Annotated in this window: 20 protein-coding genes; 5 read left to right on the plus strand and 15 right to left on the minus strand. The window is 57.7% G+C overall.

What is annotated here, in order from left to right; all coding sequences use genetic code 11:
• Positions 1–16 precede the first annotated feature (16 nt).
• Positions 17–559 (plus strand): isopentenyl-diphosphate Delta-isomerase, encoded by a 543-nt coding sequence (idi, locus tag L6R44_RS06865; protein WP_237423661.1) that lies wholly within the window; start codon positions 17–19, stop codon positions 557–559.
• 37 nt (positions 560–596) lie between these two features.
• Here the strand turns inward: idi and lysS are convergent, their stop codons facing one another.
• The 5 genes from lysS to xerD all read right to left on the minus strand — a co-directional run bounded on the left by lysS (position 597) and on the right by xerD (position 6,690).
• Positions 597–2,114 (minus strand): lysine--tRNA ligase, encoded by a 1,518-nt coding sequence (gene lysS, locus L6R44_RS06870; protein WP_023309094.1) that lies wholly within the window; start codon positions 2,112–2,114, stop codon positions 597–599.
• Positions 2,115–2,123: 9 nt separating this feature from the next.
• Positions 2,124–3,222, minus strand: a protein-coding gene (gene prfB, locus L6R44_RS06875; RefSeq protein WP_237423662.1) for a peptide chain release factor 2 whose coding sequence is annotated in 2 segments (ribosomal slippage) — positions 2,124–3,146 and positions 3,148–3,222 — 1,098 coding nt in all. Because the reading frame shifts where the segments join, the coding sequence is not laid out codon by codon here.
• 90 nt (positions 3,223–3,312) lie between these two features.
• The gene (gene recJ / locus L6R44_RS06880; RefSeq protein WP_237423663.1) at positions 3,313–5,046 is read right to left on the minus strand and encodes a single-stranded-DNA-specific exonuclease RecJ; all 1,734 of its coding nucleotides are present in this window, start codon (positions 5,044–5,046) and stop codon (positions 3,313–3,315) included.
• 5 nt (positions 5,047–5,051) lie between these two features.
• On the minus strand, positions 5,052–5,765 hold the full coding sequence (gene dsbC, locus L6R44_RS06885) for a bifunctional protein-disulfide isomerase/oxidoreductase DsbC (RefSeq protein ID WP_237423664.1): 714 nt from the start codon (positions 5,763–5,765) through the stop codon (positions 5,052–5,054).
• A 28-nt stretch (positions 5,766–5,793) separates the two neighbouring features.
• Positions 5,794–6,690, minus strand: coding sequence for a site-specific tyrosine recombinase XerD (xerD, locus tag L6R44_RS06890; RefSeq protein ID WP_032643259.1), 897 nt, complete (start codon positions 6,688–6,690; stop codon positions 5,794–5,796).
• 101 nt (positions 6,691–6,791) lie between these two features.
• Here xerD and fldB point away from each other — a divergent pair, with 101 nt between their 5' ends.
• A complete protein-coding gene (fldB, locus tag L6R44_RS06895) occupies positions 6,792–7,313 on the plus strand; it encodes a flavodoxin FldB (RefSeq protein WP_237423665.1) in 522 nt (173 codons plus the stop codon).
• Between the two features lie 6 nt (positions 7,314–7,319).
• Here fldB and L6R44_RS06900 read toward each other — a convergent pair whose 3' ends face one another.
• The gene (locus L6R44_RS06900; protein WP_032643262.1) at positions 7,320–7,730 is read right to left on the minus strand and encodes a protein YgfX; all 411 of its coding nucleotides are present in this window, start codon (positions 7,728–7,730) and stop codon (positions 7,320–7,322) included.
• Positions 7,711–7,977 carry an FAD assembly factor SdhE gene (gene sdhE / locus L6R44_RS06905; RefSeq protein WP_006178375.1) on the minus strand — a complete coding sequence of 89 codons (267 nt, stop codon included), beginning with the start codon at positions 7,975–7,977 and terminating at the stop codon, positions 7,711–7,713. Before sdhE ends, L6R44_RS06900 begins: the two co-directional genes overlap by 20 nt.
• 294 nt (positions 7,978–8,271) lie before the next feature.
• Between sdhE and ygfZ the strand changes: the two genes are divergently transcribed.
• Positions 8,272–9,252, plus strand: coding sequence for a tRNA-modifying protein YgfZ (ygfZ, locus tag L6R44_RS06910; protein WP_237423666.1), 981 nt, complete (start codon positions 8,272–8,274; stop codon positions 9,250–9,252).
• Positions 9,253–9,325: 73 nt separating this feature from the next.
• On the opposite strand, the gene trhA is transcribed toward ygfZ, so the two are convergent.
• Complete coding sequence (trhA, locus tag L6R44_RS06915; protein ID WP_033146591.1) at positions 9,326–9,985, minus strand: PAQR family membrane homeostasis protein TrhA; 660 nt, start codon at positions 9,983–9,985, stop codon at positions 9,326–9,328.
• 265 nt (positions 9,986–10,250) lie between these two features.
• Here trhA and L6R44_RS06920 point away from each other — a divergent pair, with 265 nt between their 5' ends.
• The gene (locus L6R44_RS06920) at positions 10,251–10,982 is read left to right on the plus strand and encodes a MurR/RpiR family transcriptional regulator (protein WP_237423734.1); all 732 of its coding nucleotides are present in this window, start codon (positions 10,251–10,253) and stop codon (positions 10,980–10,982) included.
• 116 nt (positions 10,983–11,098) lie between these two features.
• Entirely contained in the window at positions 11,099–12,532 is a 1,434-nt protein-coding gene (gene bglA, locus L6R44_RS06925) for a 6-phospho-beta-glucosidase BglA (RefSeq protein WP_032643272.1), read from the plus strand.
• 78 nt (positions 12,533–12,610) lie between these two features.
• Here the strand turns inward: bglA and L6R44_RS06930 are convergent, their stop codons facing one another.
• From L6R44_RS06930 to pepP, 7 genes are all read right to left on the minus strand, one after another.
• Positions 12,611–13,354: an SDR family oxidoreductase gene (locus tag L6R44_RS06930; RefSeq protein WP_237423667.1), complete on the minus strand. Its 744-nt coding sequence runs from the start codon at positions 13,352–13,354 to the stop codon at positions 12,611–12,613.
• Between the two features lie 70 nt (positions 13,355–13,424).
• The gene (gcvP, locus tag L6R44_RS06935; protein WP_237423668.1) at positions 13,425–16,298 is read right to left on the minus strand and encodes an aminomethyl-transferring glycine dehydrogenase; all 2,874 of its coding nucleotides are present in this window, start codon (positions 16,296–16,298) and stop codon (positions 13,425–13,427) included.
• 124 nt (positions 16,299–16,422) lie between these two features.
• Positions 16,423–16,812 (minus strand): glycine cleavage system protein GcvH, encoded by a 390-nt coding sequence (gene gcvH, locus L6R44_RS06940; protein WP_014885143.1) that lies wholly within the window; start codon positions 16,810–16,812, stop codon positions 16,423–16,425.
• Positions 16,813–16,835: 23 nt separating this feature from the next.
• Positions 16,836–17,930 (minus strand): glycine cleavage system aminomethyltransferase GcvT, encoded by a 1,095-nt coding sequence (gene gcvT, locus L6R44_RS06945; RefSeq protein ID WP_237423669.1) that lies wholly within the window; start codon positions 17,928–17,930, stop codon positions 16,836–16,838.
• A gap of 397 nt (positions 17,931–18,327) precedes the next feature.
• The gene (ubiI, locus tag L6R44_RS06950) at positions 18,328–19,530 is read right to left on the minus strand and encodes an FAD-dependent 2-octaprenylphenol hydroxylase (protein WP_237423670.1); all 1,203 of its coding nucleotides are present in this window, start codon (positions 19,528–19,530) and stop codon (positions 18,328–18,330) included.
• A 12-nt stretch (positions 19,531–19,542) separates the two neighbouring features.
• Complete coding sequence (gene ubiH, locus L6R44_RS06955) at positions 19,543–20,721, minus strand: 2-octaprenyl-6-methoxyphenyl hydroxylase (RefSeq protein ID WP_237423671.1); 1,179 nt, start codon at positions 20,719–20,721, stop codon at positions 19,543–19,545.
• Positions 20,718–22,031, minus strand: coding sequence for a Xaa-Pro aminopeptidase (gene pepP / locus L6R44_RS06960; RefSeq protein WP_237423735.1), 1,314 nt, complete (start codon positions 22,029–22,031; stop codon positions 20,718–20,720). Before pepP ends, ubiH begins: the two co-directional genes overlap by 4 nt.
• Positions 22,032–22,044 lie beyond the last annotated feature (13 nt).

Below are 22,044 nucleotides of genomic sequence, written 5' to 3' on the forward strand. Positions count from 1 at the left end.
TGGCACTGGAGCATCAATGAGTATTCAAGAACACGTTATTTTGGTAAACGACCAGGGAAAGGTGATTGGCACTCAGGAAAAATATGCCGCGCACACGTTACATACCCCGCTGCACCTGGCTTTCTCTTCCTGGCTTTTTAACGCCAAAGGCGAGTGTCTGGTCACCCGACGCGCATTAAGCAAAAAAGCCTGGCCGGGCGTCTGGACGAACTCCGTCTGCGGGCACCCGCAGTCCGGTGAAAAGACGGAAGAGGCCATTATCCGCCGCTGCCGCTTTGAAGTGGGCGCGGAGCTGACGGATATCACCGCCGTTGCCCCTGAGTTTCGCTATCGGGAAACCGACCCGTCCGGGATCGTGGAAAACGAAATTTGTCCGGTATTCGCCGCTCGGATAACCAATAACGTGACGATAAATGAAGATGAAGTGATGGACTATCAGTGGGTTGAGCTGGACGCGCTATTCCGCGCGCTGGACGCGACGCCGTGGGCCTTTAGCCCGTGGATGGTCATGGAAGCGATGACCGCTCGCGAAACGCTCAGAGCCTTCGCCGCGCAATAAAAAAGCCCCTTTCGGGGCTTTTTTGCATCTTAACGCCTTATTTCACCGGGCGCATTGCCGGGAACAGGATCACGTCGCGGATGGTGTGGCTGTTGGTGAACAGCATCACCATACGGTCGATACCAATCCCCAGGCCCGCCGTTGGCGGCAGGCCGTGCTCCAGCGCGGTCACGTAGTCTTCGTCGAAGAACATCGCTTCGTCGTCGCCTGCCGCTTTCGCGTCAACCTGATCCTGGAAGCGCTGCGCCTGGTCTTCCGCATCGTTCAGCTCGCTAAAGCCGTTGCCGATTTCGCGGCCACCGATGAAGAATTCGAAGCGGTCAGTGATTTCCGGGTTCTCGTCATTACGACGCGCCAGCGGAGAGACTTCAGCCGGGTATTCGGTGATGAAGGTCGGCTGAATCAGGTGCGCTTCCGCCACTTCTTCAAAGATCTCGGTCACGATACGGCCCAGACCCCAGCTCTTCTCAACCTTGATACCGATGCTTTCGGCGATCGCTTTCGCAGAATCAAAGTTGTCCAGATCGGCCATGTTGGTTTCCGGACGGTACTTCTTGATCGCTTCGCGCATGGTCAGTTTTTCGAACGGCTTGCCGAAGTCGAAGACTTCTTCACCGTAAGGGACCTGCGTGGTGCCCAGAATATCCTGCGCCAGGGTACGGAACAGGGATTCGGTCAGCTCGATCAGATCTTTGTAATCCGCATACGCCATGTAGAGTTCCATCATGGTGAACTCTGGGTTATGACGAACGGAGATACCTTCGTTACGGAAGTTACGGTTGATCTCGAACACGCGATCGAAGCCACCGACCACCAGACGCTTCAGGTACAGTTCCGGCGCGATACGCAGGTACATGTCCAGGTCCAGGGCGTTGTGATGGGTGATGAACGGACGCGCAGACGCGCCGCCAGGGATCACCTGCATCATTGGGGTTTCCACTTCCATAAAGTCGCGGTTCACCATGAACTGGCGGATACCGGCCATGATCTGGGAGCGAATTTTGAAGGTCTTGCGGGATTCATCGTTAGAAATGAGATCCAGGTAGCGCTGACGATAGCGCGCTTCCTGATCCTGCAGGCCGTGGAATTTGTCCGGCAGCGGGCGCAGGGCTTTGGTCAGCAGACGCAGCTCGGTGCAGTGGATAGACAGTTCACCGGTTTTGGTTTTGAACAGTTTACCTTTCGCGCCCAGGATATCGCCCAAGTCCCACTTCTTGAACTGCTCGTTGTAGATGCCTTCCGGCAGATCGTCACGGGAAACGTACAGCTGAATACGGCCGCCAACGTCCTGCAGGGTCACGAAGGAGGCTTTACCCATGATACGACGGGTCATCATGCGGCCCGCAACGGCCACTTCAACGTTCAGCGCTTCCAGCTCTTCGTTCTCTTTCGCGTCGAAGTCAGCGTGCAGTTGGTCTGAGGTGTGGTCACGACGAAAATCGTTCGGGAACGGCACGCCCTGCTCGCGCAGCGCTGCCAGCTTCTCGCGGCGGGTTTTCAGTTCGTTGTTAAGATCGACTACCGCGTCAGCGCCCTGTGCTTGTTGTTCAGACATGTTGGTTCCTCATAACCCTGCTTTCAAACTTGCTTCGATAAATTGGTCCAGGCTGCCGTCCAGCACCGCCTGCGTGTTGCGGGTTTCAACCCCGGTACGCAGGTCTTTGATGCGGGAGTCATCAAGGACGTAAGAACGGATCTGGCTGCCCCAACCGATGTCGGACTTGTTGTCTTCCATCGCCTGTTTCTCAGCATTTTTCTTCTGCATCTCCAGCTCATAAAGCTTCGCTTTCATCTGCTTCATGGCCTGGTCTTTGTTCTTATGCTGGGAACGGTCGTTCTGGCACTGTGTTACCAGCCCGGTTGGAATGTGGGTAATACGCACCGCAGATTCCGTACGGTTAACGTGCTGACCACCCGCGCCGGATGCGCGGTAAACGTCAATACGCAGGTCCGCCGGGTTAATTTCGATATCAATATCTTCATCAACTTCCGGATAGACAAACGCGGAGCTGAAGGAGGTATGACGACGACCGCCGGAGTCGAACGGGCTCTTACGCACCAGGCGGTGAACGCCGGTCTCGGTGCGCAGCCAGCCGTAGGCGTAGTCACCGATGATCTTGATGGTGACGGATTTCAGACCCGCGACTTCACCTTCAGACTCTTCGATAATTTCGGTTTTGAAGCCGCGCGCTTCGGCCCAACGCAGGTACATACGCGTCAGCATGCTGGCCCAGTCCTGCGCTTCGGTACCGCCAGAACCCGCCTGAATATCGAGATAGCAGTCAGCGCTGTCGTATTCGCCGGAGAACATACGACGGAACTCAAGCTGCGCCAGCTTATCTTCCAGCACGTCGAGTTCTGCCACGGCTTCGTTAAAGGTTTCTTCGTCGTCGGCTTCGACGGCCAGCTCCAGCAAACCGGAAACATCTTCCAGCCCCTGGGCCATTTGATCCAGCGTATCTACGATAGCTTCGAGAGAGGAACGCTCTTTACCCAGCGCCTGTGCGCGTTCAGGTTCGTTCCAGACGTCCGGCTGTTCCAGCTCGGCGTTTACTTCTTCAAGACGCTCTTTCTTGGCATCGTAGTCAAAGATACCCCCTAAGAACGTCGGAGCGCTCCGTGAGGTCCTGAATACGGTTTTTTACCGGATTAATTTCAAACATGGTCTGTTTTCTTTTATGGACTTGTCAAAATGCGGTGATAAGAGCGGGATTGTACCGAATCCACGCCCTTTTTTATAGAGATTACTGACGCTAAATTGGCCAGATATTGTCGATGATGATCTGAAGGGTACGGTTACCGCGAAACTCGTTGATGTCCAGTTTGTACGCCAGCTCGACCTCGCGCACGCCGTTGTCCGGCCATACCGTCGTGTCCACGTTGAAGGCAATGCCGTCCAGCAGCGGGCCGCCGCCCACGGGCTCTACCATCACCTTAAGATGACGTTCGCCGACGATACGCTGCTGCAGCAGGCGGAAACACCCGTCGAACAGCGGTTCCGGGAACATCTGCCCCCAGGGGCCCGCATCACGCAGCATTTGCGCGACGTCCATGGTCATTTCCGCCGCCGACAATGGCCCGTCGGACACCACTTCCCCCTGCAGCAGGGCCGGGTCAATCCAGTCGGTGACCAGCTCGCCAAACAGACGCTGGAACTCGTCGAATTTCGCCTCTTCCAGAGACAGGCCAGCCGCCATCGCATGGCCGCCGAACTTGATCATCAGCCCGGGATACAGCGTATCGAGACGCTCAAGCGCATCGCGCATGTGCAGACCCTGAATCGAACGGCCAGAGCCTTTCAGCGTGCCGTCGCCCGCGGGGGCGAACGCGATCACCGGACGGTGGAAGCGCTCTTTAATGCGCGACGCCAGAATGCCGACCACGCCCTGATGCCACTCGGGGTGGTACATCGCCAGCCCGCCCGGCAGCGTGTCGCCGCTGCGCTCAAGTTTTTCGCACAGGGTTAGCGCTTCGGCCTGCATCCCCTGCTCAATCTCTTTACGGGTCTGGTTCAGCGCGTCCAGCTCGTTGGCCAGCACGCGCGCTTCACCGATGTTGTCGCACAGCAGCAGCGCCACGCCGACCGACATATCGTCCAGCCTTCCCGCCGCGTTCAGGCGCGGCCCGAGGGCGAAGCCCAAATCGCTTGCCGCCAGCTTGAGCGGGTCGCGGTTGGCAATTTCAAGCAGCGCCTTGATCCCCGGACGGCACTTGCCTGCACGAATGCGGCTTAAGCCCTGCCAGGTCAAAATGCGGTTATTGGTGTCGAGCGCCACCACGTCTGCGACGGTGCCCAGCGCCACCAGGTCGAGATATTCGGCCAGGTTCGGTACGGCAATACCGCGGGATTCGAACCAGCCCTTATCGCGAAGCAGGGTACGCAGCGCCAGCATCAGATAAAACGCCACGCCTACGCCCGCGAGGGATTTCGAGGGAAAATCGCAGTCGCGCAGGTTGGGGTTAATAATTGCTTCGGCGTCAGGCAACGTTTCCCCGGGCAGGTGGTGATCGGTAACCAGCACCGGGATCCCCAGCGCGTGGGCGCGATCGACGCCCGCATGGGAAGAGATCCCGTTGTCGACGGTCATGATCATCTGCGCACCGCGGGCGTGGGCCTGATCGACCACTTCCGGGCTGAGGCCGTAGCCGTCTTCGAAACGGTTCGGCACCAGATACGTGACGTTATCGCAGCCCAGCGCGCGCAGGCTGAGCACGCTCAGCGCGGTGCTGGTTGCGCCGTCGGCGTCGAAATCCCCTACCACCACGATCCGCGTTCCCTCACGAAGCGCGTTGTAGAGCATCTCAGCGGCTTTTTCGATGCCGCTCAGCTGCTGCCAGGGCAGCATCCCTTTCACGCTGCGCTCAAGGTCTTCAGCGCGACGCACGCCGCGGCTGGCGTAGAGTCGCTTCAGCAGCGCCGGGAGATCGCCTGGCAAATCAACCGGTTCAACCGCCTCGCGGCGGCGTAATTTTATCGGGGCTTTCACGCGGATTATTTACCACCAAACTGTTTCTGGTGCGCGTCGAGGAACTCTTTCATCTCTTTCGGTCCCTGATAGCCCGGAACGACATAGCCGTTGCTCAGGACAATCGCAGGCGTACCGCTCACGCCAAACTGCACGCCCAGCGCGTAGTGGTTAGCGATATCAATGTCGCAGGAGGCTGGCTTAACGCCTTTGCCGTTCATCGCGTCGTCAAACGCTTTGTTGCGGTCTTTCGCACACCAGATCGCCTTCATGTCCTGCTCTGGCTGGCTCTGCACGCCCGCGCGCGGGAAGGCCAGGTAACGCACGGTAATGCCCAGCGCGTTGTAGTCTTTCATCTCTTCATGCAGCTTGTGGCAGTAGCCGCAGGTGATGTCGGTGAAGACGGTAATGACGTGTTTTTCCTGCGCCGCTTTATAGACGATCATCTCTTTTTCGAGCGCGTTCAGGTTTTTCATCAGCAGCTGGTTGGTCACGTTGACCGGCTGCGCGCCGCTCACGTCGTACATCGGCCCCTGAATAATGTGCTTGCCGTCTTCGGTGACGTACAGCACGCCGCTGCTGGTTAGCACCGTTTTCATGCCGGCAACCGGTGCAGGCTGAATATCGCTCCCGGTAACGCCAAGCTTAGCCAGCGACTGTTTGATGGCGGCGTCGTCCGCATGGGCAAAACCGGTAAAGGAGGCTGCCAGCAGGGTGAACAGCGCAATAGTCTTTTTCATAGTTGATCCTGTTACAATTCGTCGGCACTCACGCGCGAGGGTGGTGCTGTTGGTGTAGCTGCCGCAGGCGTTCCGTCGCGACATGGGTGTAAATTTGCGTCGTAGAAAGATCGCTGTGCCCCAGCAGCATCTGCACCACGCGTAAATCGGCGCCGTGGTTTAACAGATGCGTCGCGAAGGCGTGACGCAATACGTGCGGCGAAAGCTTTTCACTGTCGATACCCGCCAGTGTGGCGTAATGCTTGATGCGATGCCAGAACGTTTGCCGCGTCATCTGCTGGGCGCGCTGGCTCGGAAACAGGACGTCAATAGACACCCCGTTGAGCAACCACGGGCGACCGTGTTCCAGATACGTTTCCAGCCAGTAAACCGCCTCTTCACCCAGCGGCACCAGCCTTTCTTTATTCCCTTTACCGATGACGCGCACCACGCCCTGACGCAGGCTGATGTCGCTCATCGTCAGGCCAACCAGTTCCGAAACGCGCAAGCCGGTAGCATACAATAGCTCAAGCATGGCTTTATCGCGTAACTCCAGCGGCAGGTCAACTGCCGGTGACTGTAATAATCTCTCAACTTGTGCTTCGCTGAGATCTTTCGGCAGCCGCTGCGGGAGCTTAGGGGATGCCAGCAGCGCGCTGGGATCGTCTTCACGAATCTTCTCGCGGTAGAGATGCTGGAACAGCCGACGCATGGCGCTGAGCAAGCGTGCGGAACTGGTGGCTTTGTAGCCCCCCGCGATACGTTCCCCAAGCAGCGCCTGCAGGTCGTCATGCTGTGCACTCGCAAGGGATAACCCCCGGTGTGCCAGCCACTCCACCAGCATGGTGAGATCGCGACGATAGGCGCTGAGGGTATTCTCGGCCAGATTTTTCTCCAGCCACAGCGCGTCGAGAAACTGTTCGATCAGTGCGAGATCCTTTTCCACATCAGCCCCTTTGATTCTGCAGTCAGGCCATTATGCCTGATTGCGACCGGTTTCTGGTACACTACGCGCAAAGTCAACGCAAGAATTGAGATAGTTACGCGATGAATATTGGTCTGTTCTATGGTTCCAGCACCTGCTACACCGAAATGGCGGCAGAGAAAATTCGCGACATCATTGGTCCGGAACTGGTGACGTTGCATAACCTGAAAGATGACGCGGTTACGCTGATGGAGCAGTATGACGTACTGATCCTCGGCATCCCGACCTGGGATTTCGGTGAGATACAAGAGGACTGGGAGGCTATCTGGGACCAGCTTGATGCGCTCAACCTCGACGGCAAAATCATTGCCATGTACGGCATGGGGGATCAGCTGGGTTACGGGGAATGGTTCCTGGACGCGCTCGGCATGCTGCACGACAAGCTGGCGCCAAAAGGAGTGTCGTTTATCGGCTACTGGCCAACCGAAGGTTACGAGTTCACCAGTAAAAAACCGATTATTGCCGACGGCGAGCTGTTTGTTGGACTCGCGCTGGATGAAACCAACCAGTACGATCTCAGCGATGAGCGCCTGCAAAGCTGGTGCGAGCAGATTCTGGGCGAAATGGCTGAAAAGTTTAGCTAACGCACATTACCCCTGCGTCGTCTGTTGCAACAGCATCCGGCGCAGGTCTCGCCATTCGGCAGCGTCCATACTGTCAGCCGCCAGCCACAGGTGCTGGCAACGCCCACCCTCTACGTTGCGTAACCGTAGCATCATGCCGTAGTTGAGCATCCAGGGCATACCGAGAATATCCCACTCTTTCCCCTGCCAGCGCAGGCGGGAATCCATCAGTAACTTAATTTCTCCCTGACGAGCATTAATGCGACGCTGGCTGCGCACGCTGTCAAAAACGACAAACGACAGTAACAGCAGCCACAGCGGCGTATAGCTCAGCGGCCACGGCATCAGTAACACAAAGGCCGCAACCAGGCCGTGGAGCAATAAAGACATCCACTGCGAGCGCCACGAGACGCGAAGATCAGATTGCCACAGGACCACGTTCCCGATTCCGTGTTTGAATTAATTGCACCATCCGTTGCAACTCGGTGTCGGCGGGTTTGCCGTGGTTCATCAGCCAGTTGAACAAATCCGGATCGTCAGACTCAAGCAGGCGAACAAACAGACGCTTATCGTCATCGCTTAAGGTGTCGTACTCATATTCGAAGAAAGGCATGATGGAGATATCAAGTTCACGCATGCCGCGGCGGCACGCCCAGTGAATACGGGCCTTGTTGTTAATATCCATGTTCAGTTTCCTGCATTACGTTTGGCACAGTCGGTACCCCGTTCAATGTTCTTTATTTCTCTACGGGAACACCAGCTAGTGTAACGTGTTTTTGACCGTTTCATTACTGGAATATTGCGATCGCCGAGCTGGCTTCCAGAATAATCCCTGCAAAGACAGCGGATTGCATTATTTTGCGTAGCGCTACGCATAACCGGTTGATGGCACAAATGGCCTGCTGAAAGCGCTTGCATTGCCTGCAGGCTCTTTTACCATTAGGCATTATCAAAGCGTTAAGCAATTCAGGATATCGTTATGGCCTTTACACCATTTTCTCCTCGCCAGCCCGCCGCCTCTGCGCGTCTGCCGCTGACGCTTATTTCTCTTGATGACTGGGCGCTGACAACGCTCACCGGTGCCGACGCCGAAAAATATCTGCAGGGCCAGGTGACCGCCGACGTCAGCCAGATGACCGAACATCAGCACCTGCTGGCCGCCCACTGCGACCCAAAAGGCAAAATGTGGAGCAACCTGCGTCTGTTCCGCCGTCAGGACGGTTTTGCCTTTATCGAGCGCCGCAGCCTGCAGGAGGCTCAGCTCAAAGAGCTGAAAAAGTACGCGGTCTTTTCCAAAGTGACCATCGTCCCTGACGACAAACATGTCCTGCTGGGTGTGGCCGGTTTCCAGGCGCGTGCCGCGCTGAAAAATCTCTTCAGCGAACTGCCGGATGCCGAAAAGCAGGTGGTCAGCGAAGGCGCAACCTCCATCCTGTGGTTTGAGCACCCGGCGGAGCGTTTTCTGCTAGTCACGGATGCCGACACCGCCGAACGCGTGACCGAGGCGCTGCGCGGCGAAGCGCAGTTCAACAACAGCCAGCAGTGGCTGGCGCTGAATATCGAAGCGGGTCTGCCGATCATTGACGCCGCCAACAGCGCGCAGTTTATTCCTCAGGCAACCAACCTGCAGGCGCTGGGGGGCATCAGCTTTAAAAAAGGCTGCTACACCGGCCAGGAGATGGTCGCGCGCGCAAAATTCCGCGGCGCAAATAAGCGAGCATTATGGACGCTGGCGGGCCATGCCAGCCGCGTACCTGAAGCGGGTGAAGATTTAGAGCTGAAGATGGGCGATAACTGGCGCCGTACCGGCACCGTGTTAGCTGCCGTTCAGCTGGATGATGGCCGTCTGCTGGTGCAGGCGGTGATGAACAACGACATGGAAGCCGACAGCGTGTTCCGCGTGCGTGACGATGCGAATACGTTGAGTATTGAGCCGCTGCCGTATTCGTTAGAAGAGTAATCGTCTACAGGTGTCCTCCCTCTCCCTGTGGGAGAGGGCCGGGGTGAGGGCAACCGTCCGCACGGTGTAAAAGCTACACCTGCCCCACATACAAATAAATCGCCAGAAAGTGGCACACGCTGCCGCCCAGCACAAAGCCGTGCCAGATGGCATGGTTATAGGGGATACGCTTGCAAACGTAGAAAATCACGCCGAGCGAATACACCACGCCGCCTAAGGCCAGAAGCGTCACGCCCCCTACCGACAGTTTGATGGCCAGTTGATACACCACAATCAGCGACAGCCAGCCCATGGTCAGATAGGTGACCAGCGACAGCACCTTAAACCGGTGCGCGATGGTGAGCTTAAACAGGATCCCCAGCAGCGCCAGGCTCCATATCACAATCATCAGGCCACGCGACAGCGGTGAGTTGAGCCCCACCAGCAGAAACGGCGTGTAGGTGCCTGCAATAAGAAGATAGATAGCACAGTGGTCAAATTTCTTGAGCCACATCTTGGCCCGCTGATGCGGAATGGCGTGATACAGCGTAGAGGCCAGGAACAGCAGGATCATACTCCCGCCATACAGGCTGTAGCTGGTAATCGCCATCGCGCTGGCATTGGCGTCCACCGCCTGAACCAGCAATAACACTAAACCGACAATCCCAAACACCAGGCCAATGCCGTGGCTGATGCTGTTGGCTACTTCCTCAGCCAGCGAATATCCCTGTGCGATTAATGGTCTGCTCACCATACAAAACTCCGGGAAAACAAAAGATGATTATTCATCGCAAAGCTATGCTAACTGAGAATGATTCCAGTGAACACCTGTTAGCTAAAATAATTTCACTTCAGGATTTATACCTAAAAATCATAGATATAAATAAATTTTTCACCTAACAATTGTTCACATAAAAATTTAATCATTATGAATCAAGGGCATAAAAATGGATCCTGCCCTCTGGCTGCATGTTATGATGTGACGATGAGGTCAGAATGAGAGTTATGCCATTGTGAGTATGTTCAGCCACGCGGCCATTGCCAGTCTCAATAATCTGGAAATGATGGTCTACAACTACGTCATCAAAAACCGCGACAAAGTGATGTACATGACCATCCGCGAACTGGCGGATGCGGCGGGCGTCTCGACCACCACTATCCTGCGCTTTTGCCGCAAACTCAACTGTGAAGGCTACTCGGAGTTTCGCGTGCGCTTTAAGCTCTATTTAGAGCAGAATGAGCCCCAGCAGGCTAATTTCGGTGCCAGTGAAATTATCAGCTTCTTTAAAAGCGTTAACAATGAAGAGTTCGATACATTATTAGATCAGGCGGTGGATATTATAATATCTTCCGAGCGAATTATATTTGTCGGTGCAGGAACCTCAGGATCGCTGGCAAAATACGGCGCGCGTTTCTTCTCGAATATTGGGAAATTCAGTAACCATATTGATGATCCTTATTTCCCGGTTACCAATGATATGGCAAAAAATGCGCTGGCGATCGTGCTTTCCGTCTCGGGCGAGACCGAGGAGATCCTGCGCTTTGCCAGCCAGTTCAGCCTGCATCACTGCAAGGTGCTCTCCATTACCAGCCACGAGCACTCGCGCCTGGCAAAACTGGCGGACTTTAACCTCTCCTGGCATGTGCCCCAGACGCGTATTGCAGGCGTATACGACATTACCACGCAAATTCCCGTCATTTATATTCTGGAGTCTCTCGGACGTAAACTGGCGAAGAAACTCACAGAATAAAACACCCTGTTTTTTTGATGTAACAAATCACAATTGCCGTGAATTGTTATATCGTGACATTTAATTTCGCTTTGCTAGACTCGATGTCAATAAGCCATTTATTGAGAATAGCAGCGATGAAAAAATTGACCTTACCAAAAGATTTTTTATGGGGTGGCGCGGTTGCCGCTCATCAGGTTGAAGGCGGCTGGAACAAAGGCGGCAAAGGGCCAAGTATTTGCGACGTATTAACCGGCGGTGCGCACGGCGTGCCGCGCGAAATCACGCAGAACGTGGTGCCGGGGAAATACTACCCAAACCACGAAGCCATCGACTTCCACGGCCACTACAAAGAAGACATCAAGCTATTTGCCGAGATGGGCTTCAAGTGCTTCCGTACCTCTATCGCCTGGACGCGCATCTTCCCGAACGGTGACGAAACCCAGCCAAACGAAGAAGGGCTGAAGTTTTACGACGACATGTTCGATGAGCTGCTGAAATACAACATCGAACCGGTGATCACCCTCTCCCACTTCGAAATGCCGCTGCACCTGGTGCAGGAATACGGCAGCTGGACCAACCGTAAAGTGGTCGATTTCTTTGTGCGCTTCGCGGAAGTGGTCTTTGAGCGCTACAAAAACAAGGTCAAATACTGGATGACCTTCAACGAAATCAACAACCAGCGCAACTGGCGCGCGCCGCTGTTCGGCTACTGCTGCTCTGGCGTGGTTTATACCGAACATGACAATCCGGAAGAGACCATGTATCAGGTCCTTCACCACCAGTTTGTGGCCAGCGCCCTGGCGGTGAAAGCCGCGCGCCGCATTAACCCGGAGATGAAGGTCGGCTGCATGCTGGCCATGGTGGCGCTCTACCCGTTCTCCTGCAAACCGGAAGACGTGATGTTCGCCCAGGAATCCATGCGCGAACGCTACGTCTTTACCGACGTCCAGCTGCGCGGTTACTACCCGTCCTACGTGCTGAACGAGTGGGAGCGCCGCGGCTTCTCCATCAAAATGGAGGCAGACGACGAGCAGATCCTGCGTGAAGGTACCTGCGACTACTTAGGCTTTAGCTACTACATGACCAACGCGGTGAAAGCGGAAGGCGGTACCGGCGATGCGATTTCCGGCTTCGAAGGCAGCGTGCCGAACCCACACGTGAAGGCCTCCGACTGGGGCTGGCAGATTGATCCGGTGGGCCTGCGCTATTCCCTGTGCGAACTGTACGAGCGTTATCAGAAACCGCTGTTTATCGTGGAGAACGGCTTCGGCGCTTACGACAAGGTGGAAGAAGACGGCAGCATCAACGACGACTATCGCATCGACTATCTGCGCGCCCACGTGGAAGAGATGATCAAAGCCGTGACGCACGACGGCGTGGATCTGATGGGCTATACGCCGTGGGGCTGCATCGACTGCGTGTCGTTCACCACCGGCCAGTACAGCAAGCGCTACGGCTTTATCTACGTGAACAAGCACGACGACGGCACGGGCGACATGTCCCGTTCCCGTAAGAAGAGCTTTAACTGGTATAAAGAAGTGATTGCCAGCAACGGCGAGACGCTGTAATTTTTGCCCGGTGGCGCTGCGCTTACCGGGCCTGCACGAACAGTAGGCCGGGTAAGGCGGAAGCCGCCACCCGGCTTTTTATTTCCCGCCCGCCAGTTCTAAAAAACTGCCCGTGACGTACGACGCCTTCTCGCTCAGCAGCCAGACAATCGCCTGCGCCACCTCTTCCGGCTGGCCGCCGCGCTGCATCGGCAGCAATGACTTAACGCGATCCACTCGCCCCGGCTCTCCGCCAGACGCATGAATATCGGTATAGATCAGCCCCGGACGTACGCAGTTGACGCGAATGCCCTGCGCCGCCACCTCCAGCGATAGCCCGATTGTCAGCGAATCCACCGCGCCTTTAGAGGCCGCGTAGTCGACATATTCACCCGGCGCCCCCAGACGAGATGCGGCGGACGAGACATTCACTATCGCCCCACCCTTCCCGCCATGTTTGAAGGACATGCGCTTTACCGCTTCCCGGCAGCAGAGGAAGTAGCCCGTGACGTTGGTGGCGAGCACGCGGTTGATGCGCTCGGCGGAGAGATTCTCGATCGTGGATTGCTCAAACAGAATCCCCGCATTATTGACCAGCGCGACAAGCGGCTCGCCTTCGCGATCGATGCTGTCGAACATCGCCAGCACCTGTGCTTCATCGCTGATGTCGGCGCGTACGGCAAAGGCGTTGCCGCCCGCCTCGCCAATCTGCTTGATAACGTCCGTCGCGGCCTTGATGTTGTGGTGAAAGTTCACCGCCACGGTGTAGCCTTCGCGCGCCAGCTGCAGCGCGGTGGCTTTGCCAATGCCGCGGCTGGCGCCGGTGACCAGTGCTATTGCCATCTTCGTCTCCCAATAAAAAAGCCGGGTGGCGGCTTCGCCTTACCCGGCCTACGTTACGACACCAATAATATTACTGGTATTCGCTCATCGGTACGCAGGAGCAGAACAGGTTACGGTCGCCGTAGACGTCGTCAAGACGCTTCACGGTCGGCCAGTATTTGTTTGCCACGCCTGCCGGGAAGACCGCCAGCTCGCGGGAATAGCCGTGGTTCCACTCGGCCACCATCTCGTGCTGGGTGTGCGGGGCGTTAACCAGCGGGTTATCTTCCAGCGTCCACTCGCCGTCCTGCACGCGGTCAATCTCCATACGGATGGCCAGCATCGCGTCGATAAAGCGGTCAAGCTCGGCTTTGCTTTCCGACTCGGTTGGCTCAACCATTAGCGTGCCCGCCACCGGGAACGACATGGTTGGCGCGTGGAAGCCGTAGTCGATCAGGCGCTTGGCGATATCCAGTTCACTAATACCGGTCTGCTCTTTCAGCGGACGAATATCGAGGATGCACTCGTGCGCTACGCGACCGTCACGGCCGGTGTAGAGGATCGGGAAGGCAGACTTCAGGCGCGTCGCAATGTAGTTGGCGTTCAGGATCGCCACCTGGCTCGCCTGCTTCAGCCCTTCTGCGCCCATCATGCGGATGTACATCCAGCTGATTGGCAGGATTGAGGCGCTGCCGAACGGTGCCGCGGAGACCGCGCCCTGACGGGTCAGCATCCCTTCAATCTGCACCACGCTGTGGCCCGGCACGAACGGCGCCAGGTGCGCTTTCACGCCGATAGGACCCATGCCCGGGCCGCCACCGCCGTGCGGAATGCAGAAGGTTTTGTGCAGGTTGAGGTGCGACACGTCCGCGCCGATGAAGCCCGGAGAGGTAATGCCCACCTGAGCGTTCATGTTCGCGCCGTCGAGATACACCTGACCGCCGAACTGATGCACCACTTCGCACACTTCGCGGATGGTCTCTTCGTATACGCCGTGGGTGGACGGGTAGGTCACCATGATGCAGGAGAGCTTGTCGCCCGCCTGATCGGCTTTCGCACGCAGGTCAGCCAGATCGATGTTGCCGTTCTTATCGCACGCCACCACCACCACTTCCATGCCCGCCATCTGGGCAGACGCCGGGTTGGTGCCGTGGGCGGAGCTTGGGATCAGGCAGATATCGCGATGGCCTTCGTTGCGGCTTTCGTGATAGTGGCGGATCGCCAGCAGGCCCGCGTATTCGCCCTGCGCGCCGGAGTTCGGCTGCATGCAGAGCGCGTCATAACCGGTCAGCTTCACCAGCCAGTCGGAAAGCTGGTTGATCATCACGTGATACCCTTCCGCCTGCTCTGGCGGGCAGAACGGGTGCAGCTCGGAGAATTCAGGCCAGGTGATGGGGATCATCTCTGCTGCAGCGTTGAGCTTCATGGTGCAGGAGCCCAGCGGGATCATCGCCTGGTTCAGCGCCAGATCCTTGCGCTCCAGAGAGTGCATGTAGCGCATCATCTCGGTTTCGCTGTGATAGCGGTTAAACACCGGATGGGTCAGGATCGCGTCATTGCGCAGCATGCTTTCCTGAATGGAGCGGCTGTCGAGCGCGACCTCTTTGTCGAGCGTATCAATGTCCAGACCGTGCGCGTCACCCAGCAGGACGTTGAACAGGTTCAGGATATCGTCGCGGGTGGTGCTTTCATCCAGCGTAATGCCGACGGCGTTGTGGATGTCGCTGCGCAGATTGATCTTTGCCGCGTCCGCGCGCGCCAGCACGGCCGCTTTGTCCGCCACGTCCACGCACAGCGTGTCGAAGTAGTGGGCATGGCGCAGCTTAAGGCCTTTCTGCTGCAGGCCGCAGGCCAGAATATCGGCCAGGCGGTGAATGCGGCTGGCAATACGCTTCAGGCCAGCCGGGCCGTGGAACACGGCGTACAGGCTGGCGATGTTTGCCAGCAGCACCTGAGAGGTACAGATGTTGGAGTTCGCTTTCTCGCGGCGAATATGCTGCTCGCGGGTCTGCATCGCCATGCGCAGCGCGGTGTTGCCGGCGGCATCTTTTGAGACGCCGATAATACGGCCAGGCATGGAGCGTTTAAATTCATCTTTCGCGCCGAAGAACGCCGCGTGCGGGCCGCCGTAGCCCATCGGCACGCCGAAGCGTTGGGCCGAGCCGAAGACGATATCCGCGCCCTGTTTGCCCGGTGCGGTGAGCAGCACCAGCGCCATAAAATCGGCGGCAACGCTGACCACTACCTTGCGGGACTTCAGCTCGGCAATCAGCGCGCCGTAGTCGTGCACTTCACCCGTGGTGCCAACCTGCTGCAGCAGCACGCCGAAGACGTCCTGATGATCCAGCACTTTGTCGGCGTCGTCGACGATCACGTCAAAGCCGAAGGTTTCCGCACGGGTGCGCACCACGTCCAGCGTCTGGGGATGCACGTCCGCCGCCACGAAGAAGCGGTTGGCGTTTTTCAGCTTGCTCACGCGCTTGGCCATTGCCATCGCTTCGGCGGCGGCGGTGGCTTCATCCAGCAGCGAGGCGGAAGCGATATCCATGCCGGTCAGGTCCAGCGTCACCTGCTGGAAGTTCAGCAGCGCTTCCAGACGGCCCTGAGACACTTCCGGCTGATAAGGGGTGTAAGCGGTGTACCAGCCCGGGTTTTCCAGCATGTTACGCAGGATCACCGGCGGCAGCTGCACGTTGGTGTAGCCCATGCCAATGTAAGACTTATAGCGCTTGTTCAGGCTGGCGATGGCCTTCAGCTCCGCCAGCGCGGCGAATTCCGTGGTGGCTTCCCCCACCTGAGGCGGCGTGGCAAGCTGGATGTCTTTTGGCACAATCTGGCCGATCAGAGCGTTTAATGAATCCGCGCCAACCGTCTTCAGCATCTCCTGCTGTTGCTGAGCATCCGGCCCGATGTGACGTTCAATGAAGGCGCCACGGTTTTCAAGCTGGCTTAAAGTCTGTGTCATGAGCGATGGTTCCTGAAACGTGCAGTGAATTGAGATTCCCTCTCCCTTTGGGAGAGGGTTAGGGTGAGGGGAAAATGGGCACCCTCACCCCGGCCCTCTCCCAAAGGGAGAGGGAGAAAAACGGTTATTCGTCTTCCAGTAATGCTTCGTACGCGGTCGCATCCAGCAGCGCGGCAACCTGAGATTCGTCGCTGGCTTTGATCTTGAAGATCCAGCCGCCTTCATAAGGCTCGCTGTTCACCAGCTCCGGCGAATCGCTCAGCGCGTCGTTAACGGCAACAATTTCACCGCTTACCGGGGCGTAGATATCGGATGCCGCTTTAACGGACTCCGCCACGGCGCAGTCGTCGCCCGCGCTCACGGTTGCGCCCACTTCCGGCAGGTCAACAAACACCATGTCGCCCAGCAGCTCCTGCGCGTGCTCGGTGATCCCTACGGTGTAAGTGCCGTCCGCCTCTTTGCGCAGCCACTCGTGTTCTTTGCTGTATTTCAGTTCTGCTGGCACATTGCTCATTGAAGTTCTCCTGATAAAAATGATTAGGCGACCGGCTTACCGGCGCGAACAAAAATCGGTTTGGTTACGTTGACCGGCATTTCACGGTTGCGGATTTGCACCACCGCCGTCTCGCCAATGCCCGCCGGCACGCGTGCCAGTGCAATACTGTAGCCCAGCGTCGGGGAGAAGGTTCCGCTGGTGATCACGCCTTCGCGCGGATTGCCGTCGGTATCGGTAAAGCGCACCGGCAGCTCGCCGCGCAGCACGCCTTTTTCCTTCATCACCAGGCCAACCAGCTGTTCAGTGCCCTTTTCGCGCTGCATCTCCAGCGCTTCACGGCCAATAAAGTCACGATCGGCCGGTTCCCACGCGATGGTCCAGCCCATATTGGCGGCCAGCGGAGAGACGCCTTCGTCCATCTCCTGACCGTAAAGGTTCATCCCCGCTTCCAGACGCAGCGTATCGCGCGCGCCCAGACCCGCTGGCTTCACGCCCGCTTCCACCAGCGCGCGCCAGAAATCAGCGGCCTTCTCGTTTGGCATCGCAATTTCGTAGCCCGCTTCACCGGTATAGCCGGTGGTGGCGATAAACAGATCGCCCGCCTGCACGCCAAAGAAGGGCTTCATCCCTTCGGTGGCTTTACGCTGCTCGTCGCTGAACAGAGACGCGGCTTTCGCCTGCGCGTTCGGCCCCTGCACGGCAATCAGCGACAGATCGTCACGGACGGTGATGTCGATGGCATAAGGTTCGGCGTGTTGGGTGATCCAGGAGAGGTCTTTTTCGCGGGTGGCGGAGTTAACAACGAGGCGGAAGAAATCTTCAGTGAAGTAGTAGACGATAAGGTCATCAATCACGCCGCCCGAGGCATTGAGCATGCCGGTATAGAGCGCTTTACCCGGCGTCTTCAGTTTGGCGACGTCGTTTGCCAGCAGATAACGCAAAAACTCCCGGGTGCGGCTGCCGCGCAGATCGACAATCGTCATGTGGGACACGTCGAACATACCGGCGTCGGTGCGCACCGCGTGGTGCTCATCAATCTGCGAGCCGTAGTGCAGCGGCATCATCCAGCCGTGGAAGTCCACCATGCGGGCACCGCATAACACGTGCTGTTCGTACAAAGGAGTCTGTTGAGCCATCTTGTCCTCGTTGAAAAATTCACCGTGAAACCCGGTATCGGCCTCGTTCCCGAATGCCGACGCAAACGTTCTCTTTTACCTGAACTTACCACCGAAACCGGCGGTTAACCATAAGGTAAAACGGGTCATCACATTAGCTTATGACCAAAAAACGCTAAAAAGCCTACAGAGTTATTCACTGGAAAAATGCGATTAACCCCGCACAAAATTAACAATGATCTAACAGGATTTAGCACATGGTGATATTTCGTGCGGAAAATCGGGCCGAATTTCCGTAACGCGAAATACACGACATTAGATTATCTAATGCGAAAAATGACGTGAAATTAGATTATTTCAAACGAGGAAATTTCCCCGGCGCAGAGGCCGGGAAAAGAAAGTGTGACAGGGGTCTAAATTAGCGTAGCCAGTCCGGTAGGTCGTTAAGACCCATCGCCTGACGCAGGAGTTGAGGTTTGACGCCAGGAAGCGTGTCGGCAAGCTTAAGGCCGATATCGCGCAGCAATTTTTTCGCCGGATTGGCACCGGCAAACAGCTCGCGGAAGCCCTGCATGCCTGCGAGCATCATCGCCGCGCTGTGCTTGCGGCTGCGCTCGTAGCGACGCAGATACAAATGCTGCCCAATATCTTTACCTTCGCGATGCAGACGACGCAGCTCTTCGACCAGCTCCGCCGCGTCCATAAAGCCGAGGTTAACGCCCTGTCCGGCCAGCGGATGAATGGTATGCGCCGCATCACCCACCAGCGCCAGACGGTGCGCCGCAAACTGACGCGCGTAGCGGCCGGTTAACGGGAACACCTGACGCTCGCTCTCAAGCGTGCACAGGCCAAGGCGGTTATCAAACGCCACGCACAGCGCCTGGTTAAAGGCCTCCGGCGTCGCCTCCTGCATCTGCTGCGCTTTTTCCGGCACCAGGGACCAGACAATCGAGCACAGGTGCGGATCGGCAAGCGGCAGGAACGCCAGAATGCCGTCGTTGTGGAAAATCTGCCGCGCCACGCCGCCGTGCGGCTCTTGGGTACGGATCGTCGCCACCATGGCATGATGGCGGTAATCCCAGTAGGTCAGCGGAATATCCGCTTTATTGCGCAGCCAGGAGTTAGCGCCATCGGCACCGACCACCAGACGCGCGGTCAGCATGTCGCCGCTCTGCAGGGTGATAAACGCCTCGTTTTCGCCCCACGCTACCTGCTGGATCTGCGCGGGCGCAACCAGCGTCACGTCGCTGCACTGCCGTGCTTTATGCCACAGCGCGTGGTGGATCACCGCGTTTTCAACGATGTGACCCAGATGGCTATAGCCCATGCTTTCATCATCAAAAGCAATATGACCAAAGCTGTCTTTGTCCCACACTTCCATGCCGTGATAGCAGCTGGCGCGCTGGGCCACAATATCCGCCCAGACGCCAAGGTGCGTCAGCAATTTCTCGCTGGCGGCATTGATCGCCGAGACGCGGAGTTCCGGCGGGGCATCGGGCGCAACGGGCTGCGGCTGCTTTTGCTCAAGCACCGCCACGCGCAGGCCGCTGCCCTGTAAACCACAGGCTAGCGCCAGTCCGACCATACCGCCGCCAACGATAGCGACATCAACATTTTGCACGGTGATAACTCCTTAACGCGCGACCCAACCAAGAGTCCGCTGCGCCAGCACGTCACGTGCCGGAATGAATAATTCCATCGCCATCAGCCCGAGGTTGCGGCCCGCAACCAGCGGCGCCCAGAGGTTGGCAAAAAGATGGACTAAGCCGTCGGTGACGCCAATCGTCGCCTCTTTATCCGCCTGACGGCGCTTCTGATAATGGCTGAGTACCGTATATGCGCCACAGTCTTTCTGTTCGCTCCACGCTTGCGAAAGGGTTTCGGCCAGACTCATCACATCCCGCAGACCCAGATTAAAACCCTGACCCGCGATGGGGTGAAGCGTTTGCGCGGCGTTGCCGACAAGCGCCACGCGGTGCGAAACAGACTGTGATGCGGTAGTTAACGAAAGCGGGTATACCGCACGTTTTCCCGCATGGGTAATGCGACCCAGCCGCCAGCCAAACGCTTTCTGCAGCTCGCTGCAAAAACGTTCGTCGGACCAGGCCTTAACCTCTTCCGCCTTTTCCTGCGGATGGCACCAGACCAGGGAGCAGCGCCCGTCCGACATCGGCAGCATCGCCAGCGGGCCGTGCTGCGTGAAGCGCTCAAACGCCCGGCCGTTGTGTTCTGCGGCGGTAGAGACGTTGGCAATGACCGCAGCCTGCCCGTAAGGCTGCTGCTGCCACTCCACGCCGCACTGGGTTGCGAGCGCCGAACGCGACCCGTCCGCCGCCACAAGAAGCTGGCCGTCGAGAACGGTGCCATTATCCAGCGTCACGCTGACCGCTTCTTCACTGCGGGTAAAGCTCGCAACGCGTGCCGGACAATGCAGGGTCACGCCTGGCGCGTCCTGCAACAGGCGGAACAGGCGCAGGCCAACATCATGGAGTTCAACAACCTGACCCAGGGCATCTATTCGGTAATCCTGCGCGTCCAGCGTGACGAACCCGGCATGACCGCGATCGCTGACGTGAACGGTTTTAATGGCCGTGGCGCAATCGGCTATCGCCTGCCAGATCCCAATGCGCGACAGCTGCTGACAGGTTCCCTGCGCCAGGGCAATGGCGCGAGAATCAAAGCCGGGGTGATTCTTCGCCTGTGGCGCAACCGCCTCGACGAGATGCAACGGAAGCTGGCCCTTCGTCAAATGCGAGATCGCCAGCGCCAGCGTGGCGCCGGTCATGCCGCCGCCAACGATAATCACGCTCATACGCGCGCCGCTGCCATCAGCGCCTCAATATCGTCAGCGCTTTTCACCACGCTCGCGGTCAGGTTTTCGTTACCGGTTTCGGTGATGACGATATCGTCTTCAATACGAATGCCAATCCCGCGGTACGCTTCGGGCACGTCGGCATCCGGGGCGATATACAGACCCGGCTCCACGGTTAACACCATGCCCGGCTCCAGCACGCGCGAACGGTCGGTGCCGTACGCGCCCACGTCATGCACATCCAACCCCAGCCAGTGGCTCAGGCCGTGCATGAAATACGGTCGATGCGCATTTTCAGCGATCAGGGTGTCGATCTCCCCTTTCAGGATCCCGAGCCTGACCAGGCCGGTAATCATGATGCGCACCACTTCGCCGGTCACTTCCTGAATGGAGGTACCCGGACGATACAGCCCGAGCGCCGTTTCCAGGGATTCGAGAACAATGTCGTAAATCGCGCGCTGCGCGGGGGAAAACGTGCCGTTCACCGGGAAGGTACGGGTGATGTCCCCCGCGTAGCCTTGATATTCGCAGCCGGCGTCAATGAGCACCAGATCGCCGTCGCGCAGGGCGCTTTCGTTTTCGGTGTAGTGCAGAATGCAGCCGTTTTCACCGCCGCCAACGATGGTGTTGTAGGAGGGATAACGCGCGCCGTGGCGGTTAAATTCGTGGTGAATTTCGCCTTCCAGCTGGTATTCGAACATCCCGGGACGGCACTTTTCCATGGCGCGCGTGTGCGCCAGGGCGCTGATTTCGCCCGCGCGGCGCATCACGTTCAGCTCTTCTTCAGATTTGAACAGGCGCATCTCATGCACCACCGGACGCCAGTCCGTCAGCGTGGCCGGCGCGGACAGGTTCTGCCGCGAGCCTTTGCGCAGCTTGTCCAGCGCGGTGAAGACAATCTCATCCGCGTAGGCATATTCGCCCTGCGCGTGATAGAGCACGTCGAGGCCGTTAAGCAGCTGATAGAGCTGCTGGTTGATTTCGCTAAACGCCAGCGCGCGGTCGACGCCCAGCTTTTCCGGTGCGGCCTCTTGCCCTAAGCGGCGGCCAAACCAGATTTCGGCGGTTAAATCGCGTACGCGGTTGAACATCACGCTGTGGTTGTGGGTGTCATTGCTTTTAATCAGCACCAGGACCGCTTCCGGCTCGTTAAAGCCGGTGAAGTACCAGAAATCGCTGCTCTGGCGATAGGGATATTCGCTGTCGGCGCTGCGCGTCACTTCGGGCGCTGCAAAAATCAGCGCGGCGCTTCCCGGCTGCATTTTCGCCAGCAGCGCCTGACGGCGGCGCGAATACTCTTGTTGCGAGATAACCATGACACCC

This window comes from Enterobacter cloacae complex sp. ECC445 (assembly GCF_021892025.1).
In the GTDB taxonomy this organism is placed as follows: domain Bacteria; phylum Pseudomonadota; class Gammaproteobacteria; order Enterobacterales; family Enterobacteriaceae; genus Enterobacter; species Enterobacter chengduensis.

Coding starts and splice junctions, on each gene's coding strand:
- idi (WP_237423661.1), top strand. CDS start 17: ATGAGTATTCAAGAACACGTTATTTTGGTAAACGACCAGGGAAAGGTG.
- lysS (WP_023309094.1), bottom strand. CDS start 2,114: ATGTCTGAACAACAAGCACAGGGCGCTGACGCGGTAGTCGATCTTAAC.
- dsbC (WP_237423664.1), bottom strand. CDS start 5,765: ATGAAAAAGACTATTGCGCTGTTCACCCTGCTGGCAGCCTCCTTTACC.
- fldB (WP_237423665.1), top strand. CDS start 6,792: ATGAATATTGGTCTGTTCTATGGTTCCAGCACCTGCTACACCGAAATG.
- sdhE (WP_006178375.1), bottom strand. CDS start 7,977: ATGGATATTAACAACAAGGCCCGTATTCACTGGGCGTGCCGCCGCGGC.
- ygfZ (WP_237423666.1), top strand. CDS start 8,272: ATGGCCTTTACACCATTTTCTCCTCGCCAGCCCGCCGCCTCTGCGCGT.
- trhA (WP_033146591.1), bottom strand. CDS start 9,985: ATGGTGAGCAGACCATTAATCGCACAGGGATATTCGCTGGCTGAGGAA.
- L6R44_RS06920 (WP_237423734.1), top strand. CDS start 10,251: ATGTTCAGCCACGCGGCCATTGCCAGTCTCAATAATCTGGAAATGATG.
- bglA (WP_032643272.1), top strand. CDS start 11,099: ATGAAAAAATTGACCTTACCAAAAGATTTTTTATGGGGTGGCGCGGTT.
- L6R44_RS06930 (WP_237423667.1), bottom strand. CDS start 13,354: ATGGCAATAGCACTGGTCACCGGCGCCAGCCGCGGCATTGGCAAAGCC.
- gcvP (WP_237423668.1), bottom strand. CDS start 16,298: ATGACACAGACTTTAAGCCAGCTTGAAAACCGTGGCGCCTTCATTGAA.
- gcvH (WP_014885143.1), bottom strand. CDS start 16,812: ATGAGCAATGTGCCAGCAGAACTGAAATACAGCAAAGAACACGAGTGG.
- gcvT (WP_237423669.1), bottom strand. CDS start 17,930: ATGGCTCAACAGACTCCTTTGTACGAACAGCACGTGTTATGCGGTGCC.
- ubiH (WP_237423671.1), bottom strand. CDS start 20,721: ATGAGCGTGATTATCGTTGGCGGCGGCATGACCGGCGCCACGCTGGCG.